The organism is Shimia sp. R9_1 (assembly GCF_017743775.1).
Lineage (GTDB): Bacteria > Pseudomonadota > Alphaproteobacteria > Rhodobacterales > Rhodobacteraceae > Shimia.
Genome location: NZ_JAGHRN010000002.1, coordinates 709,980 through 725,994 on the forward strand (window position 1 = coordinate 709,980; position 16,015 = coordinate 725,994).

At 58.4% G+C, this 16,015-nt stretch carries 23 protein-coding genes; 16 read left to right on the forward strand and 7 right to left on the reverse strand.

All coding sequences use genetic code 11. The annotated features are described in order from the left end of the window. Window positions 1-5 precede the first annotated feature (5 nt). Window positions 6-773, forward strand: a complete 768-nt coding sequence (locus tag J7399_RS09715) for a class I SAM-dependent methyltransferase (protein ID WP_209085676.1) — start codon at window positions 6-8, stop codon at window positions 771-773. A 9-nt stretch (window positions 774-782) separates the two neighbouring features. Here J7399_RS09715 and rnhA read toward each other — a convergent pair whose 3' ends face one another. The 4 genes from rnhA to J7399_RS09735 are packed head-to-tail and all read right to left on the reverse strand — an operon-like array spanning window position 783 to window position 2,945. Continuing rightward, window positions 783-1,241 (reverse strand): ribonuclease HI, encoded by a 459-nt coding sequence (gene rnhA / locus J7399_RS09720; protein ID WP_209085677.1) that lies wholly within the window; start codon window positions 1,239-1,241, stop codon window positions 783-785. Beyond that, on the reverse strand, window positions 1,234-1,839 hold the full coding sequence (locus J7399_RS09725; protein WP_209085678.1) for a class I SAM-dependent methyltransferase: 606 nt from the start codon (window positions 1,837-1,839) through the stop codon (window positions 1,234-1,236). Before J7399_RS09725 ends, rnhA begins: the two co-directional genes overlap by 8 nt. After that, window positions 1,836-2,450: a LysE family translocator gene (locus tag J7399_RS09730; RefSeq protein WP_209085679.1), complete on the reverse strand. Its 615-nt coding sequence runs from the start codon at window positions 2,448-2,450 to the stop codon at window positions 1,836-1,838. The genes J7399_RS09725 and J7399_RS09730 overlap by 4 nt, the downstream gene beginning before the upstream one ends. Before the next feature lie 42 nt (window positions 2,451-2,492). Then, entirely contained in the window at window positions 2,493-2,945 is a 453-nt protein-coding gene (locus J7399_RS09735; RefSeq protein WP_209085681.1) for a DUF3429 domain-containing protein, read from the reverse strand. An 88-nt stretch (window positions 2,946-3,033) separates the two neighbouring features. Here J7399_RS09735 and J7399_RS09740 point away from each other — a divergent pair, with 88 nt between their 5' ends. Then, the gene (locus J7399_RS09740) at window positions 3,034-3,288 is read left to right on the forward strand and encodes a hypothetical protein (protein ID WP_247742818.1); all 255 of its coding nucleotides are present in this window, start codon (window positions 3,034-3,036) and stop codon (window positions 3,286-3,288) included. A 95-nt stretch (window positions 3,289-3,383) separates the two neighbouring features. Here the strand turns inward: J7399_RS09740 and ispH are convergent, their stop codons facing one another. Next, window positions 3,384-4,343, reverse strand: coding sequence for a 4-hydroxy-3-methylbut-2-enyl diphosphate reductase (gene ispH, locus J7399_RS09745; protein WP_209077043.1), 960 nt, complete (start codon window positions 4,341-4,343; stop codon window positions 3,384-3,386). A 118-nt stretch (window positions 4,344-4,461) separates the two neighbouring features. Here ispH and J7399_RS09750 point away from each other — a divergent pair, with 118 nt between their 5' ends. Continuing rightward, the gene (locus J7399_RS09750) at window positions 4,462-4,935 is read left to right on the forward strand and encodes a cytochrome c (protein WP_209077045.1); all 474 of its coding nucleotides are present in this window, start codon (window positions 4,462-4,464) and stop codon (window positions 4,933-4,935) included. Window positions 4,936-5,012: 77 nt separating this feature from the next. On the opposite strand, the gene J7399_RS09755 is transcribed toward J7399_RS09750, so the two are convergent. After that, the gene (locus tag J7399_RS09755) at window positions 5,013-5,588 is read right to left on the reverse strand and encodes an NYN domain-containing protein (RefSeq protein WP_209059248.1); all 576 of its coding nucleotides are present in this window, start codon (window positions 5,586-5,588) and stop codon (window positions 5,013-5,015) included. Between the two features lie 156 nt (window positions 5,589-5,744). Between J7399_RS09755 and folK the strand changes: the two genes are divergently transcribed. The 11 genes from folK (at window position 5,745) to rnc (ending at window position 13,974) form a co-directional block, all read left to right on the forward strand. Further along, entirely contained in the window at window positions 5,745-6,305 is a 561-nt protein-coding gene (gene folK, locus J7399_RS09760) for a 2-amino-4-hydroxy-6-hydroxymethyldihydropteridine diphosphokinase (RefSeq protein WP_209085683.1), read from the forward strand. Window positions 6,306-6,380: 75 nt separating this feature from the next. Next, window positions 6,381-6,734 carry a DNA-directed RNA polymerase subunit omega gene (gene rpoZ, locus J7399_RS09765; RefSeq protein ID WP_209059254.1) on the forward strand — a complete coding sequence of 118 codons (354 nt, stop codon included), beginning with the start codon at window positions 6,381-6,383 and terminating at the stop codon, window positions 6,732-6,734. A gap of 25 nt (window positions 6,735-6,759) precedes the next feature. After that, complete coding sequence (locus J7399_RS09770) at window positions 6,760-8,895, forward strand: bifunctional (p)ppGpp synthetase/guanosine-3',5'-bis(diphosphate) 3'-pyrophosphohydrolase (protein ID WP_209085685.1); 2,136 nt, start codon at window positions 6,760-6,762, stop codon at window positions 8,893-8,895. Window positions 8,896-8,915: 20 nt separating this feature from the next. Beyond that, window positions 8,916-9,572, forward strand: coding sequence for a DUF2062 domain-containing protein (locus J7399_RS09775; protein WP_209085686.1), 657 nt, complete (start codon window positions 8,916-8,918; stop codon window positions 9,570-9,572). Between the two features lie 105 nt (window positions 9,573-9,677). Further along, on the forward strand, window positions 9,678-10,412 hold the full coding sequence (locus J7399_RS09780) for a pyridoxine 5'-phosphate synthase (protein WP_247742819.1): 735 nt from the start codon (window positions 9,678-9,680) through the stop codon (window positions 10,410-10,412). 17 nt (window positions 10,413-10,429) lie between these two features. Beyond that, window positions 10,430-10,882, forward strand: a complete 453-nt coding sequence (locus J7399_RS09785; protein ID WP_209085687.1) for an ABZJ_00895 family protein — start codon at window positions 10,430-10,432, stop codon at window positions 10,880-10,882. Next, the gene (locus J7399_RS09790) at window positions 10,879-11,508 is read left to right on the forward strand and encodes a LysE family translocator (protein ID WP_209085688.1); all 630 of its coding nucleotides are present in this window, start codon (window positions 10,879-10,881) and stop codon (window positions 11,506-11,508) included. Before J7399_RS09785 ends, J7399_RS09790 begins: the two co-directional genes overlap by 4 nt. 1 nt (window position 11,509) lies before the next feature. Next, complete coding sequence (locus J7399_RS09795) at window positions 11,510-11,959, forward strand: hypothetical protein (protein ID WP_348539451.1); 450 nt, start codon at window positions 11,510-11,512, stop codon at window positions 11,957-11,959. Then, complete coding sequence (gene acpS / locus J7399_RS09800) at window positions 11,956-12,378, forward strand: holo-ACP synthase (protein WP_209059287.1); 423 nt, start codon at window positions 11,956-11,958, stop codon at window positions 12,376-12,378. Before J7399_RS09795 ends, acpS begins: the two co-directional genes overlap by 4 nt. 71 nt (window positions 12,379-12,449) lie before the next feature. Then, window positions 12,450-13,286, forward strand: a complete 837-nt coding sequence (lepB, locus tag J7399_RS09805; RefSeq protein ID WP_209059289.1) for a signal peptidase I — start codon at window positions 12,450-12,452, stop codon at window positions 13,284-13,286. Window positions 13,287-13,293: 7 nt separating this feature from the next. Beyond that, window positions 13,294-13,974 (forward strand): ribonuclease III, encoded by a 681-nt coding sequence (gene rnc, locus J7399_RS09810; RefSeq protein ID WP_209085689.1) that lies wholly within the window; start codon window positions 13,294-13,296, stop codon window positions 13,972-13,974. A 3-nt stretch (window positions 13,975-13,977) separates the two neighbouring features. Here rnc and J7399_RS09815 read toward each other — a convergent pair whose 3' ends face one another. After that, complete coding sequence (locus J7399_RS09815) at window positions 13,978-14,526, reverse strand: thermonuclease family protein (RefSeq protein ID WP_209085690.1); 549 nt, start codon at window positions 14,524-14,526, stop codon at window positions 13,978-13,980. Window positions 14,527-14,756: 230 nt separating this feature from the next. On the opposite strand from J7399_RS09815, the gene era reads away from it, so the two are divergent. Beyond that, a complete protein-coding gene (era, locus tag J7399_RS09820) occupies window positions 14,757-15,665 on the forward strand; it encodes a GTPase Era (protein ID WP_209077060.1) in 909 nt (302 codons plus the stop codon). A 10-nt stretch (window positions 15,666-15,675) separates the two neighbouring features. Next, window positions 15,676-16,005, forward strand: coding sequence for a DUF1491 family protein (locus J7399_RS09825; protein ID WP_209077062.1), 330 nt, complete (start codon window positions 15,676-15,678; stop codon window positions 16,003-16,005). Window positions 16,006-16,015: the final 10 nt, after the last annotated feature.

Genomic DNA, 16,015 nt, shown 5'->3' on the forward strand with positions numbered 1-16,015 from the left:
ATATCATGGCAATCCCTGACACGCTCGCCGTGCGACTTATGAATGTCGTCGGAGATCACGAGCTCGGCGGCGATTTTTTGATGCTGGGACGTCAGCGCTGGGTTGGGAGCCGTCGCAAGCGTTCCGCCCGACTGTTTCAAGACACGATTAAGGCGCGTTTTCCGGATCTCTCTGAGGAAGATTTCGCCAGCCCGGATAACAAATACTCGGAAACCTTCTTTGAGCGTTTGGGCTTTGATCAGGTAGACAGTATGGATGTCTCTGACTTTGAAGATGCCAGCATCGTTCAGGATCTTGCCGGTAAGCTCCCAAAAAAACTGCGTGGGCGTTTTGATGTGATCTATGATGGCGGCACATGCGAGCATGTCTTTGATCTGCCAACCGCTTATCGCAACATCGACCGGATGCTGAAGCCCGGAGGCGTTTTGATCGGGCACAGCCCGTGCAACAACTGGATCAACCACGGATTTTATCAGATCACGCCGGAAATGGTGTATGGATTTTGGGAAAAAACACTTGGCTATGAAGTGCTGGAATGCGAATTGCAGCCGTTGCTTCCCATGTTTGCGCACCGGAGCGTAGGGACAACGAACCCCAACGAGACCGGGGTGCGCCCCCGTTTGCTTGGCAAACTGCCTGATGGCCCGGTCATCTTATCCTACGCTGTTCGCAAACCGCTTCAGAAGCGCGCTGATAAAGGCACAAAGGTCTATCAGACGGACTATCAGGCGCGCTGGTCTGAAGGCGAAGAACAGCAGACCGTGGCGGTATAGGGTTGGGCTCTACTTTCCGGCCTTAAATGGGGCCATGCCTTCACGAGCAAGCTCGTCGGCGCGTTCGTTTTCCGGATGGCCAGCATGGCCTTTGACCCATTCCCAAGTCACTGAGTGGCTCGCTTGCGCCGCATCAAGCCGCTGCCACAGCTCAACATTTTTCACGGGCTTCTTGGCGGAGGTCTTCCAGCCGTTCTTCTTCCAGCCGAAGATCCAGCCGGTCACACCGTTCTTCACATAGGTGCTGTCCGTCACAACCGTGATGGTGCTTGGGCGTTCCAGCGTTTCAAGCGCCATGATCGCGGCCATCAGTTCCATCTTGTTGTTGGTGGTCTCCGGCGCTCCGCCAGACAGATCACGTGACTTGATCACCGTGTCGCCATCTTTGGCCTGCAACAGCACGCCCCAGCCCCCCGGACCCGGGTTTCCAGAACATGCGCCATCGGTATATGCAATCAAATCAGCCATGGGCGGTCAGTATGACAAATGTGTCGTCGCCGCCAGCCAATCCTTGGCCATTGCCCCGCCTTTTTCGGATGACTGTAAAGCCCGCCGCTTCCAGCAGGCCGATCAGCTCTGCCTCGCCATAATAGCTGTAAAACCGCCCCAAGCGATCTCGTGCTTCAGCCTCACCCAGCTTCATGCCGATATGAAAAGCGCCACCGGGTTTGAGCGCCCGGTGCACCCGTGCCAGATGTATCGGGAAGTCAGTACGGGGCGCATGCAGCAGGCTGAAATTGGCCCAGATGCCATCGTATTTGGCCTCTGCCGTCAGATCTTCAAACACGCCCACAGTCACGTCCAGATCAAACCGGTCTTTGGCCAGTTTCGCCATCTCTGGTGAGGCATCCATGGCCTCAACCCGATATCCCGCATCACGGATCTTGGCCGCCCATTGCCCGGGGCCACATCCCAGATCCAGCACCAGCCCATTGTCGGGCAACAGTTCAAACAGTGCCTTGAGATCGCTGAACTGATCAATGTCGCCCTCTGCGACCTTGGCAAATCGCTCTGCATATTCCTCGGCGGCCTGTGCATAAACCTGCATGGTTTCCTTGTCGCTCATGCCCGCTCCAGTGCCAGACGTCCGGCCAGCGCCACAAATAGCGTGGCAAAACTGCGGTTCAGCCAGGCCATCACTCGCTCGCTGCCCAAGAGGACATCCCGTGCCTTGGCCGCAAACAATCCATAGAGCACAAAAACGCTGAAGGTCATCGCCATGAAAACTCCGCCGAGCAAGGCCATCTCTGCGGTGGCGCTAGCAGGATTGCCGCTCAAAAAGGGCGGCAGGAGTGCGAGGAAAAACACCGAAAGTTTCGGGTTCAGGATATTGATCAATGCCCCGCGTCGCGCAATCGCTGCGCCCTTTTGCACCTCGCGCTCAGCACGCACGCGCAAGGCGCCATCGCTGCGCAGCGCCTGCCAGGCCAGATACAGGAGGTAGGCCACCCCCGCGAATTTCACGACATTGAAGAGCACCGCAGAGGTGTGAAGCACCGCCGCCAACCCCAATGTCGCGGCCAGCAAATGCGGTAGAATTCCAGATGTGCAGCCAAGGGCTGCCCAAACCGCAGCACGTGGCCCTTGGCCGAGCCCCATGGCCAACGTGTAAATCACCCCGGTGCCGGGCGCGATCACCACCACAAAGGCGGTGATCAAAAACTGCAATGACATCATCCTAACTCCTCCACTCGGGCACAAGCGCAGCGCGCCATGCGCTCAATAAACCACGCTGATCGCCAAACAGCTCAACACAACCGCTGTCAAAATCAGCCGCAGTCGCATCCACCACGGTGGTGTAAGCCCCCATTTGAAAAACGCATAGTCCAAAAACAGAAGCCCGGCGAACCCAAACAACAGATTGGTCCCCGCGCTCACAGGCCCGCCGCCGGTCATGAAAAACGCCCAGAGCGCCGGAATAACCGACAGGGCATAGCCTGTTGCCGCCCGTCCGCCTTCCGCTTTGGTGGCAAAGCCCCACAGCACGCCGGACATGAAGCTTAAAATGATCGCACCGTAATAGAGCTGGATGTAAGGCCCGACAAACCGCGGCCCCATAGCCTGCGTGCCCCAAAGTGCCAGATCCGGGTTCAGGTAGGACAGCGCCCCCCAGACAAACGGGATCAATCCGGCCAGCCCCAGTGCCAATGGCGCCTTTGGAATGCCTAACATCTTCACCTCTCTGCATTTTTACTGTTTCGTCACGTCAATATGCACGCGATCTCTTCCGTGCCCATAGGCAATAAACTACCCAAGCGTGATGACGATCAATAGACTAAACACACGCGCGCTGCTGGTGCTGACCATTACGCAGCTCATAGGCGCCACCGCCGCTGCCGCGCAACCTTGCCACCCCAGCTACAAAGGCGCGTGCCTGCCGCCAAATGGTCCGGACGTGGATTGTGCCGGTGGCAGCGGAAATGGCCCGATTTATGTCCAAGGCCCCATTCGGGTTGTCGGGCCTGATCCGTATCGGCTGGACGCTGATAAAGACGGGATCGGTTGCGAGAAATAGTACGCGCAGCGCTGTATGTCGCGGCGCATAGGCACATTCCCCAAGGGGGCAGTTCAGTGTCCGTGCAACAGGTGCTCCCCGCTTCTGCAAGGACGTTAAGAGGCAGATTCCACATCGCGCAGCACGCGCGGCACTTTGAAGTTCACCCGCTCCACCGCGGTTTCCACGATCTCGACCGTCACGTCAAAACGGTCGCGAAAGGCGTCGATCACCTCATTCACCAGCACCTCCGGTGCGCTGGCACCGGCGGTGATGCCAAGAGCAGAGATCCCTTCCAGCGCACGCCAGTCGATATCTGTGCTGCGCTGCACCAACTGGCTGTAATCACATCCGTTTTTCGCACCCACTTCCACCAGGCGTTTGGAGTTGGAGGAGTTGGGTGCGCCTACAACCAGCATCGCATCCACTTTGGGGGCCACTTCCTTCACCGCTTCCTGACGGTTGGTGGTGGCGTAGCAGATGTCTTCCTTATGTGGGCCCACAATATTGGGGAAGCGCTGGTTGAGCGCGGCCACAATGCCTTTGGTGTCATCCACCGAAAGCGTGGTCTGCGTCACGAACGCGAGCTTGTCAGGATCGCGCACATCCACATCGGCCACATCCGCCTCGGTTTCCACCAGAAGCACCTCACCATCTGGCAATTGCCCCATAGTGCCAATGGTCTCCGGATGCCCGGCGTGGCCAATCATGATGATCTGTAGCCCGCTTTCAGAATGGCGCTCCGCCTCAATGTGGACCTTGCTCACCAACGGACAGGTGGCGTCCACATAGATCATATTGCGCCTTTCAGCTTCCGCCGGGACCACCTTGGCCACACCATGGGCCGAAAAGATCACCGGACGGTCATCCGGGCATTCGTCCAACTCTTCGACAAACACAGCACCTTTGTCGCGCAGCCCGTCGACCACATATTTGTTGTGCACGATCTCATGGCGGACATAGACCGGCGCACCCCATTTCGTGAGAGCCATCTCTACGATCTTAATGGCCCGGTCCACTCCGGCGCAAAAGCCGCGCGGGGCAGCAAGGTGAATGGTCAGAGGCGGCTTGCTCATCGGCTCAACTCCACATTGGTCGTTGCCCACAGGTAGTGATTTCCCAGCGCGCCGTCCAGTGCTTGACCTTCCAGTGTGGGAGGCTGCTAGCAGCGGGCAAACGACGAATGGAGAGGTCATGTCTTTCAAGCAAGCAACCGTCGCAGCTGCAGCCACTGTCGCTGTCGCCGCCATTGTCTGGCAATTTGCCTTTGGCGCTTCAGACGCGGATGCCGCCGCCTTGCGCCTGCCTTATGACGAGGCCGCCCGCGTTGCGCAGGGCGCAGAACTTTATGCCGAGAATTGCGCGGTCTGCCACGGCGCGGCTTTGCAAGGCGCACCCAATTGGCGCGAGCGCGATGTAGACGGTTTGATGCCAGCCCCGCCGCATGACGCAAGCGGCCACACCTGGCACCATCCAGACGAGGTGCTCTTTAGGATCACCAAATTGGGCACGGAGGCAGTTGTGGGGCAGGGCTATCAAAGCAATATGCCGGGATTCGCTGACAGCATGGCCGATCAGGACATTCTGGATGTGTTGGCCTTTATCAAAAGCACCTGGCCCGACCAGGTGATTGAAATGCACAACAGCATGAACGCGCAATCGGAATGACTGTGTCCATGTGACCGGACAAAAAAAAACCGGGGCGCTCAGCACCCCGGTTCGATTCTATCTCTTGTGTGGAAGGCTCAGTTGCCAACCATCTCCGCTTCGCGGCCCGGCTCTGGCATCGGGTCACGCGGTGGGCGTCCGATAACCTCGCGCAGCCCGTCGAGTTCGATAAAATTATCGGCCTGACGACGCAGCTCATCGCTGATCATTGGCGGCTGGCTGCGGATCGTTGACACAACCGATACGCGCACGCCCTGACGCTGCAAGCTTTCCACTAGCGGCCGGAAATCCCCATCTCCCGAAAACAGCACAATGTGGTCCACATGCGGCGCGAGCTCCATAGCATTCACTGCCAGCTCAATGTCCATGTTCCCCTTGACCTTACGGCGGCCCTGAGCATCGGTGTACTCCTTGGCAGCTTTGGTCACCATGGTGAAGCCGTTGTAATGCAGCCAATCAACCAGAGGTCGAATTGGCGAATACTCGTCATTTTCTAATAGCGCGGTATAGTAAAACGCACGCAACAGCTTACCACGGCGCATAAATTCCTGCCGCAGAAGCTTGTAGTCGATATCGAAACCGAGCGACTTGGCGGCCGCGTACAGATTCGAACCGTCTATGAACAGCGCAAGCCGTTCGTCTTTGTAAAACATCAAAATGTCCTTTCTGGCTCTGTCGCGCTTGGCATGTCCCGTGAGTGAAATTATTTGGATAGGCGCGACAGCGTTGTTTAAAATATAGGTATCTTTCCGGGCCTTCAAGCGCTCGCGACATATCGCCCATAACTCGTGTAATTCGGAGCTACTTAAGTGAGCAGATACGGCCTCTTAGCCCTCGGCGGCAACTTGCCATCTAAATTCGGGACTCCCAAAGAAACAATAGTTCAATGTATCAAGGTATTGAGTGGTAATTCCATCCATATTCGCGCAATCAGCCGATTCTATCAAACCCCTTGTTTTCCGGCGGGGGCTGGGCCTGATTTTGTGAATGCGGCAGTTGCCATTCACACGGATTTGAACCCGCGCGAGCTTCTTGTGTGTTTGCATGACATCGAAGCAGAGTTTGGGCGCGAGCGTCTCACACGCTGGGGCACACGTCCACTGGACATTGATCTTATTGCGCTGGACGATCTGGTGCTGCCGGACGCCGATGTGCAGACCCGCTGGCGGCAGCTGGATCTGCAGACACAGGCCACCAAAGCGCCCGAGGAACTGATTCTCCCGCATCCGCGCCTGCAGGACCGCGCCTTCGTTCTGGCCCCGCTTCTGGACGTCGCCCCGCACTGGCGGCACCCGCTTATTGGCCTCACGGTGGCAGAAATGTTTGCCCAATTGCCCGAAACCGAGCGCAATGAGCCGGAGCCTCTGTGAATCTTGCTTGTCAAGGGGTACAATCCCGCTTACATACACGACTTCCGACCCGATCCATAACGAATGGAGTGCCTGATGGCCCGCGTGACCGTTGAAGACTGCGTAGACAAAGTTCAGAACCGCTTTGAGCTGGTGATGCTCGCGTCGCACCGTGCCCGTGAAATTTCGGCTGGCGCCGCAATCACACTGGATCGTGACAACGACAAAAACCCAGTCGTGGCCCTGCGCGAGATCGCGGAAGAGACCCAGACCGCTGACGAGCTGCGTGAGCGTCTGATCGAATCCAACCAGAGCCAGATCGAAGTGGACGAACCAGAAGAAGACCGCATGGCGCTTCTGATGGGTGCCGAAGCCGATACCCCGGCGGAGGACGATATGTCCGAAGAAAAACTCCTGCGCGCCCTCATGGAAGCGCAAGGCCAGGGCTAAGCCCCAGCAACTACGGTAGGCGCTAATGATTCCTGCTGACGAACTTGTCGACCACATTCGCGCCTACAACCCTAAGACCAACGATGATCTTATTCGCGCGGCCTATGAGTTTGGCCGCGAGATGCACGATGGTCAGTTCCGCCATTCCGGCGAGCCCTATTTTACCCACCCCATCGAAGTCGCCTGCATCTTGGCAGAGCAGCATTTGGATGATGCCTCCATCATCACGGCGCTGTTGCATGACACGATCGAGGACACCAAAGCGTCTTATGAGCTGGTGGCAGATCGCTTTGGCGAAGAGGTGGCCGGTCTGGTGGATGGCGTTACCAAGCTGACCAATCTGCAGCTGTCTTCTTCAGAGACCAAACAGGCCGAAAACTTCCGCAAGCTCTTTATGGCAATGTCCAAGGACCTGCGGGTGATCTTGGTCAAGCTGGCGGACCGCCTGCACAACATGCGCACGATTAAGGCCATGCGCCCTGAAAAGCAGGCCGTGAAGGCGCGCGAAACCATGGATATCTATGCGCCTCTTGCCGGCCGCATGGGGATGCAGTGGATGCGCGACGAGCTGGAAGATCTGGCTTTCAAGGTTCTGAACTCCGATGGCCGCGCCTCGATCATGCGCCGGTTTGTGACGCTGCAGAAAGAAACCGGCGACGTCATCGAGAAAACCACGGCCGACATGCGTCAGGAGCTGGCCGCCGTCAATGTGACCGGTGAGGTCTTTGGTCGGGCCAAGAAACCCTATTCAATCTGGCGCAAGATGCAGGAAAAGGATCAGGGCTTCTCCCGCCTATCCGACATCTACGGCTTCCGCATCATCACCGATACCGAAGACAGCTGCTACCGCGCGCTTGGTGTCATCCACCAGCGTTGGCGCGCGGTGCCGGGGCGCTTTAAAGATTATATCAGCCAGCCAAAATCCAACGGCTACCGCTCGATCCACACCACGGTGTCGGGCCGCAACGGCCGTCGGGTTGAGGTGCAGATTCGCACCCGTCAAATGCATGATGTGGCGGAATCCGGTGTGGCGGCACACTGGTCTTACAAAGACGGCGTGCGCGGCGAGAACCCTTTTGCTGTTGATCCGGTGAAGTGGATCTCCGGCCTGACCGAACAGTTCGACGCTGAGGAGGATCACGAAGACTTCCTCGAGGCCGTGAAGCTTGAGATGTACTCTGATCAGGTCTTCTGTTTCACGCCCAAAGGCGAAGTGGTGAAGCTGCCCCGTGGTGCCACGCCGGTTGATTTTGCCTACGCGATCCACACCCGGATCGGCCACGCCTGTGTTGGCGCCAAAGTGGACCACCGTCGCGTGCCGCTCTGGACCCGCATCAAGAACGGCCAATCGGTGGAGATCATCACCGCAGAAGGGCAGGTCCCGCAGGCGACCTGGCTCGATATGGCCAAGACCGGCAAAGCCCGGACCGCGATTCGCCGCGCCCTGCGGGAAATGGACCGCGAACGCTTTGTGAAGCTCGGCTCGGAACTGGCGCGCTCCGCCTTTGAGCATGTGGGCAAGAAATCCACCGACAAAGTGCTGGATATGGCCGCCAAACACCTGCGCCTGAAAGAGCGCGATGAGGTGCTGGCGCGCCTTGGCTCCGCCGAGCTGACCGCGCAACAGGTGCTGCAGGCGGTTTACCCCGATCTTGCCCCCTCTGAGGCCGATGAAATTGGCGCGGAGCGCGCTGTGATTGGTCTGTCCGCGGATCAGAGCTTTCAGCGCGCACCCTGCTGTCAGCCCCTGCCCGGCGAGCGCATCGTGGGAATCACCTACCGTGGTCAGGGGGTGGTTGTGCACAGCATCGACTGCGATTCGCTGTCCAACTACGAAGACCAGCCCGACCGTTGGCTCGATCTGCATTGGCATGCTGGAAAACACAAACCGATCTACGCGGTGCAGCTCTTTGTCACCATTGGCAATGATGCGGGCGTACTGGGGCGTATTTGCACATTGATTGGCGAGAACAACGCCAATATCTCTGACCTCGAGTTCGTTGACCGGAAACCGGATTTTTACCGCCTCCTGATAAGTGTGGACCTCGGCGATGCCGAGCATCTGCACAAGCTGATGCTGGCTTTGGAAGCGGAAACCGACGTGGCCGAGATTGAACGCTACAGAAACCCGGAGAGCGCCCGCTCCGCGCTGGCGCCCTGACGTAACTGAGGACAGACCCGGTGGTATTCAAACGCCGTGATAGAAGACCCTTCCTCCGAGTGCTCGGAGAGTTTTTCTATCCGCGTGGCGGATGGGGGCGTGCCTTTCGTTATGTCAAACACCGCCTGCACCGTCTGCCTGGTTCGCCGGAAACCATCGGTCGCGGCATCTGGGCCGGGGTGTTCACAACCTTCACGCCGTTTTACACGATGCACTTTATCGTGGCCGCCATTCTGGCCCGCATCCTGGGCGGCAACATCCTTGCCGCGCTGCTGGCGACCTTCTTTGGCAACCCGCTGACTTATGTGCCCATCGGCGTGGCCTCGCTGCAAACCGGCCACTTCATCTTGGGTACCGAATTTGAAGCCGGTGACAAAAGCTCTCTGGGCGGTAAATTTGCCAATGCAGGCGCAGATTTGTGGCACAATCTCTTTGCGCTGTTCACCGATGAGGTGCCGGATTGGACGGGCCTGCGCATTTTCTATGACGAGGTGTTTTACCCCTACATGATTGGCGGGATCATCCCGGGCATCATTGCGGCCACCGTTATGTATTACCTTTCTGTGCCGGTGATCCGTGCCTATCAGAAGCGGCGCTCTGCAAAGTTTGCAGAACGCATTGCCAAGGCGCGTGCGCGCGCCGAAGAACAGGCTGCCAACGTCCAGTCAGACACGTAAAGCCTGAAAGACCCTATCACATCTTTTGATCAAAAATCGGTTTTCCTCGCGCGGCACCCGGCATAGGGTCGCCACAGACATATTAGCGAGATGAGGACTGAGATCATGCTGCGTCTTGGGGTGAATATCGATCACGTCGCCACCGTGCGCAATGCGCGCGGTTCTGCTTACCCGGATCCGGTCCGCGCGGCCAAACTGGCCGAAGAGGCGGGGGCAGACGGCATCACCGCGCACCTGCGCGAAGACCGCCGCCACATTGCCGATGCCGACATCGACGCCTTGATGGAGGCGCTTTCGGTGCCGCTCAACTTCGAGATGGCTGCCACCGACGAAATGCAGGCCATCGCCCTGCGTCACAAGCCTCATGCGGTTTGCATCGTGCCTGAAAAGCGCGAAGAGCGCACCACAGAGGGCGGGCTTGAGGTCGCGCGTGAGGAAAACAAACTGGCGCATTTCATCGCGCCGCTGCGCGAGGCGGGCTGTCGGGTGTCGATCTTCATCGCCGCTGATCAGGCCCAGATCGAAGCAGCCAACCGGATTGGCGCACAGGTGATCGAGTTGCATACGGGTGCGTATTGTGACTTCCACTACGAAGGCCGTTTTGAAGAGCGCGATGCAGAGCTTGTGCGCCTTACGGAAATGGCACGTTTTGCGCATTCACTGGGGCTTGAGGTCCACGCGGGTCACGGTCTGACCTATGAAACCGTTGGCCCCATCGCGGCGCTGCCAGAACTTATGGAGCTCAACATCGGCCACTTCCTGATTGGCGAGTCGATCTTTCGCGGCCTTCAGCCCGCCATCGCGGAAATGCGCCGCCTGATGGATGAGGCACGGGGATGAGACCAGAACACACCTCCATGGAGTTGGACCTACTTCTCTTCGCTCGGTTTTATAGCGTGTGGGTTTTAGGCTTGGTGGTGTGTGAGATGGTGTTGGCGATTTATGGTCGCCTTGATTGGCTCGCGAGTATCAGTCTTTGGCTCCCTGCTGCTACCGCAGCCCAAGATTTGGGGAGGAAGCACGGAAAACGAGCTCGCGCGGCTTTGCCCAAAGGGGCGGCGTGGAAATATGCACTGCCAATGACCGCAGTTGCAATTTGCATACAGGCGTTAGTCGCAGCACTTAAGGCAGCTGTATTGCCTATTTGGGGGCTGTCCGCCTCAGCGGTGTTTGCTATGCTACCGCCTCTGTATTGGCTGTTGTCCTTGGTGTTTTATGTGTCACTGATCTATCTGACGATTAGAATTTTTTTGCCGTCTGGAGTGCGCCACGGCATGAAACTGGCACAGCTGGAAGCAAACAAATCATGATCACTCCTGAGTTCATCGCGATCTGGATTGCATGGCTTATGGCCGGTGGCTCTCCGGGGCCGGCCACCATGGGCATCGCAGGCACCGCCATGTCTGCGGGGCGCAGCTCGGCGCTCGCCTTTGCGCTCGGCATCCTTGCAGGCTCCGCCAGCTGGGGCATTGCGGCGGCGCTGGGGCTGTCAGCGGTGATGCTTGCAAATGTCTGGGTGTTTGAAATCCTGCGCTACGCCGGGGCCGCCTATCTTGGCTGGCTGGCGTTCAAGGCGCTCAAACGCGCGGTTGCCGAAGACACAACCGCCGTTGCTGGCACGCCGTTTTCCGGCAGCGCCCGCAGCCTTTTTGCCAAAGGTGCTGCGATCCACATCACCAACCCCAAAGCCATCCTCAGCTGGGCCTCCATATACGCCATCGTTGCCCCTGCCGATGCCACTCCGGCCACGCTCTTTGGCTATTTCGGCCTGCTGTATGTGGGCTCGATCCTGATCTTCATCGGCTATGCCTTTCTGTTTTCCTCCCCAGCCATCGTGCGCGGCTACCAACGCGCCAGTCGTATATTTGATCTCGCATTTGCCGGGTTTTTCGGTTTTGCTGGCTTCAAAATTTTGACCGCAAAACTGGAGGGTTGAAGTGATTGTCAAACCTGCACTGACCGCCGCGGCTCTGTGCTTCGCCAGCGTTGCTGCTGCGCAAGAGGCCCATGAATGCGAATGGCAGGCCCGCGCGGACTCCATTGTGGAGCCTTGGGAAAACAACACCCGTACCTTCGCGAATGGCGACGTCCGCCTTGCACTGCTGGACACTATTGAGCCTGCAGCAGGCGCTTTCCATATAGTGGTGCTCTCGCCGCCCTATGATGAAGTCGGTGGTCGACAGTGCCGCACTGTGTCGATGGCGGAGGGTATCGGCTTCTCTGGTGCCGATTTCTCCAGTCTTGAGGCCAGCTATGATCCGGCTGTTGGCCTGGTCTTTGAAATGAACGTGCGTCGCTTTCTGCCGGACAGCGACAGCTTTGGTGACGCGCGACTGACCTTCACCCTTAACCAAGCCACCGGGCACATAGGCGCGACTCTTCAATGATCCTTGGTATCGGCACCGATCTTGCCAACATCGACCGCATCTCCGGCACCATTGAGCGCTTTGGCGATCGTTTCAAAAACCGTGTTTTCACCGAGGTGGAGCAGGCCAAAGCAGAGCGCCGCCGCGACACCGTGGGCACCTATGCCAAGCGCTGGGCCGCCAAGGAGGCCTGCTCCAAGGCCTTGGGCACAGGTCTGGCCATGGGCATCAGCTGGAAAGACATGGCGGTCAAAAACATGCGCACGGGGCAGCCCGTGATGGAGGTCACTGGTTGGGCCAAGGAGCGGCTGGCCGAGATGACGCCGCCCGGCCATGAGGCGATCATTCATGTGACATTGACCGATGACCACCCCTGGGCACAGGCCTTTGTGGTGATCGAAGCCCGCCCAATTGCGGCGCCGCAGGGACAGTCTGCTTGACACCTCGCGCCCGCGCCCGCATGTAACCTCAGACCAAAAAACACTGGCAGAACGAGCGGAGAGCATTCCCCATGGCGGAAAAAGCCAAAAGCGAAAGCGGCATTGTCGAGACCATCAAAACGATCTTCTGGGCCTTGCTGATTGCCGGTGTCTTCCGCACCTTGTTCTTTCAGCCCTTCTGGATCCCGTCAGGCTCCATGAAAGACACGCTGCTGATCGGAGATTTCCTCTTCGTCAACAAGATGACCTACGGCTACTCCTATGCCTCCTGCCCGTCTGTGCGCATCCCGGCGGTGGGTGTGAATATTGACGCCGAAGACCTCTGCGGCTGGCTTGGCGGCAACAACGGCCGTCTTCTGGGCGGCGAGCCTGAGCGCGGTGATGTTGTGGTCTTCCGCCATCCGGTGACCGGCTATGACTTCATCAAGCGCCTGATCGGTGTGCCCGGTGACAGGGTACAGATCAAAAATGGCGTGGTCTACCTCAACGGCGTGCCGGTGAAGCGCAAGGCCGATGGTGTCTTCCGCGAAGAATACGGCCCGCAGGGCCCACAAGGCCACCGCCCGCGCTGTGAAAACGGCCCCGTCGGCGATGGCGGCATCTGTGCCAAATCGCGCTATATTGAGACCCTGCCAAACGGTGTGAGCTACGCCACGCTCAACATCACCAATCAGCAGTCTGACAACACCGGTATCTACACCGTGCCCGAAGGCCACTACTTCTTCATGGGGGACAACCGCGACAACTCCACCGACAGCCGCGTGCCGCAATCCGCACGTGGGGTGGGCTTTGTACCCTATGAAAACCTGATCGGCCGCGCCGACCGGGTGATGTTCTCCTCCGCCGGGCGCTCCATGTTTGCCTTCTGGACATGGCGCGGGGATCGTTTCTTCAAAGGGATTGAGTGAGGGTCACGTGAAACTCGCAGCGGAACTCAAGGCATTTGAAGCGCGACTGGGGCACACCTTCTCCCGCCCCGATCTTCTGGTGCGCGCGGTCACCCACTCCTCCATGTCCTCGCCCACACGGCAGGACAACCAACGGTTGGAGTTTCTGGGCGATCGGGTGCTCGGCCTTGTCATGTCCGAAGCGCTGCTGGAGCACGACAAATCCGCCGCCGAGGGTCAGCTCGCCCCGCGTTTCAACGCGCTTGTGCGCAAGGAAACCTGCGCCGATGTGGCGCGCGAGATTGATCTGGGAGCCGCCCTGAAGCTCGGCCGTTCCGAGATGATGTCCGGTGGCCGCCGCAAACAGGCGCTTCTGGGCGACGCCATGGAGGCGGTGATCGCCGCCGTTTACCGCGATGCGGGCTTTGAAGTGGCCAAGGCTCTGATCCTGCGGCTCTGGGGCAACCGCGTGAAATCGGTAGAGGCCGACGCACGTGACCCCAAAACCTCGCTGCAGGAATGGGCACAGGCCCGCAAACTGCCGCCACCGCGCTATGAGCTGGTCAAACGCTCCGGCCCCGACCACGCGCCGGTCTTCACCATCGCCGCCAAGCTGGAGAATGGCGCATCGGCTGAGGCGACAGACAACTCCAAGCGCAAAGCGGAACAGGCCGCGGCAAAGGCGCTGCTGGAGAAGGTAAGCGGGTAGGCCTTAGTCGCCAGGCGGCAACTTTCCGCGATGTTTTGCTGCGACCCGCCAGAGTTTCTTGCGCGCGTCTTGAGTTTCAAACTCGCCGTAAGCGCCACCTGAAAACTTAGACCAGTCGAGTGCTAAACCCTGTTTCACCATCTCAGCGCTAAGGTCGGTGCCGTCGTCCAGAACGCAAAGTGCTACCACACGATCATAGCTGCTTTCTGGAAGTAGATTGGCTGTGACCGTTCGGCCCTTGGTGAGCGAGACCATCGCCCACTTGGCTTTCTTTCCATAGGGTTGATCCATCTCTGGCGCATCAATGCCAAAGAGGCGTATGTGCGTTTTATCTATCACGATGGTGTCGCCATCGATCACATAACATTTGCCGACCAGCTGTTTCTTTGCAGGTGTGTTGGCAGGTTTGATCGTTTCTTTGGAGGAGTGGCGAATTGGAGGCTTTTCGACAACCTGCAGTTTTGGTTTGTCAGAAAGGTAGTTCGCCTTTGGCGGAAAAGATGGCCGTTTTGGCGGGGCCCAGAATAAGCTTCTAAGGAACTTGATTAGCATAATGATATTCAACTCAAAGGTGTTCTTTCCACCTTCCTTGAAATTTCGAAGCCGCTCAAGACTTTAGATTGTGAGGTCAACAGGCTTGGTTTGCGCATCTTAAAACGGATTTCCGTGAGAAAGCCCAACTCTCGCATATCTCCCATGCGCATCAGGCCCCTAGCCCCAGCCCACAATTTCCGCTACAGACGCCCCTTAACCAGCCACAGCTGACTCACAAAGGCATTCACATGACCACACGCGCCGGATTCGTTGCCCTGATCGGAGAGCCCAATGCGGGCAAATCCACGCTCACCAACCAGATGGTGGGGGCGAAGGTCTCGATCGTGACCCATAAGGTGCAGACCACCCGCGCGCGCATCCGGGGGGTGGCGCTGGAAGGCGACAGCCAGATTGTTTTTGTGGACACTCCGGGCCTGTTCCGTCCGCGCCGCCGTCTGGACCGCGCCATGGTTGCCGCCGCTTGGGGCGGGGCTGCGGATGCTGATGTCATCGTGATGATGGTTGAGGCCCATCGCGGCGTCACCAAAGGTGTCGAAGCCATTCTGGAGCAGCTGGAAGAGATCGCAGAGGGGCGCAAAGTGGCGCTGGCGATCAACAAGATTGACCGCGTGAAATCCGATGTGCTTCTGGCCCTGACCAAAGACCTCAACGAGCGTTTCACCTTTGTTGAGACCTTTATGATCTCCGCAGAGAAAGGCCACGGCTGCGCCGATCTGCGCAAATGGCTGGCCGCAGAGTTGCCTGAAGGCCCTTGGCTCTACCCCGAAGATCAGATCGCCGATCTGCCCATGCGCATGATCGCCGCCGAAATCACCCGTGAAAAGCTCACCCTGCGTCTGCATCAGGAGCTGCCTTATCAGATGACGGTGGAAACTGAGAACTGGGAAGAGCGCAAAGACGGCTCCGCGCGCGTAGATCAGATGATCTATGTGATGCGTGACGGGCACAAAGGCATCGTGCTGGGCAACAAGGGCGAGACCATCAAGGCGGTTTCCAAAGCCGCCCGGGAAGAGCTTGAAGAGTTCATGGGCCGTCGTATCCACCTGTTCCTGCAGGTGAAAGTGCGCCCGAACTGGCTTGAGGAAAAAGAGCGCTATTCCGAAATGGGTCTCGATTTCAAAGACGGCAACGCCTGAAGGAACGCCCATGCGCCTGACCGCTGATTTCTGGGTGCACGCCTATATTGCGCGGCTCCGGCTTGCGGATATTCCGGCCTTTGTGGTGGCCCATGGCGACGACACGGCGGGCGCGGTTCTGGTCAAACTCAACACGCTGGATGGCAAAGCCACGGTGTTTCAGCGCAGTTTTGATTTGATGAGCGGCGAACGCAAATGGGTTGTGTTGTCTGAGGGCGATGAGGCTGAGGTGGATGCGGCACTGGCCCGTCAGCGCAGCTTTGATCCGGACGCATGGGTGATTGAGGTTGAGGACCGTCAGGGGCGCCATCTGCTTGATGAGCCGGGTCTGTCGGATTGAGCGGGACAGG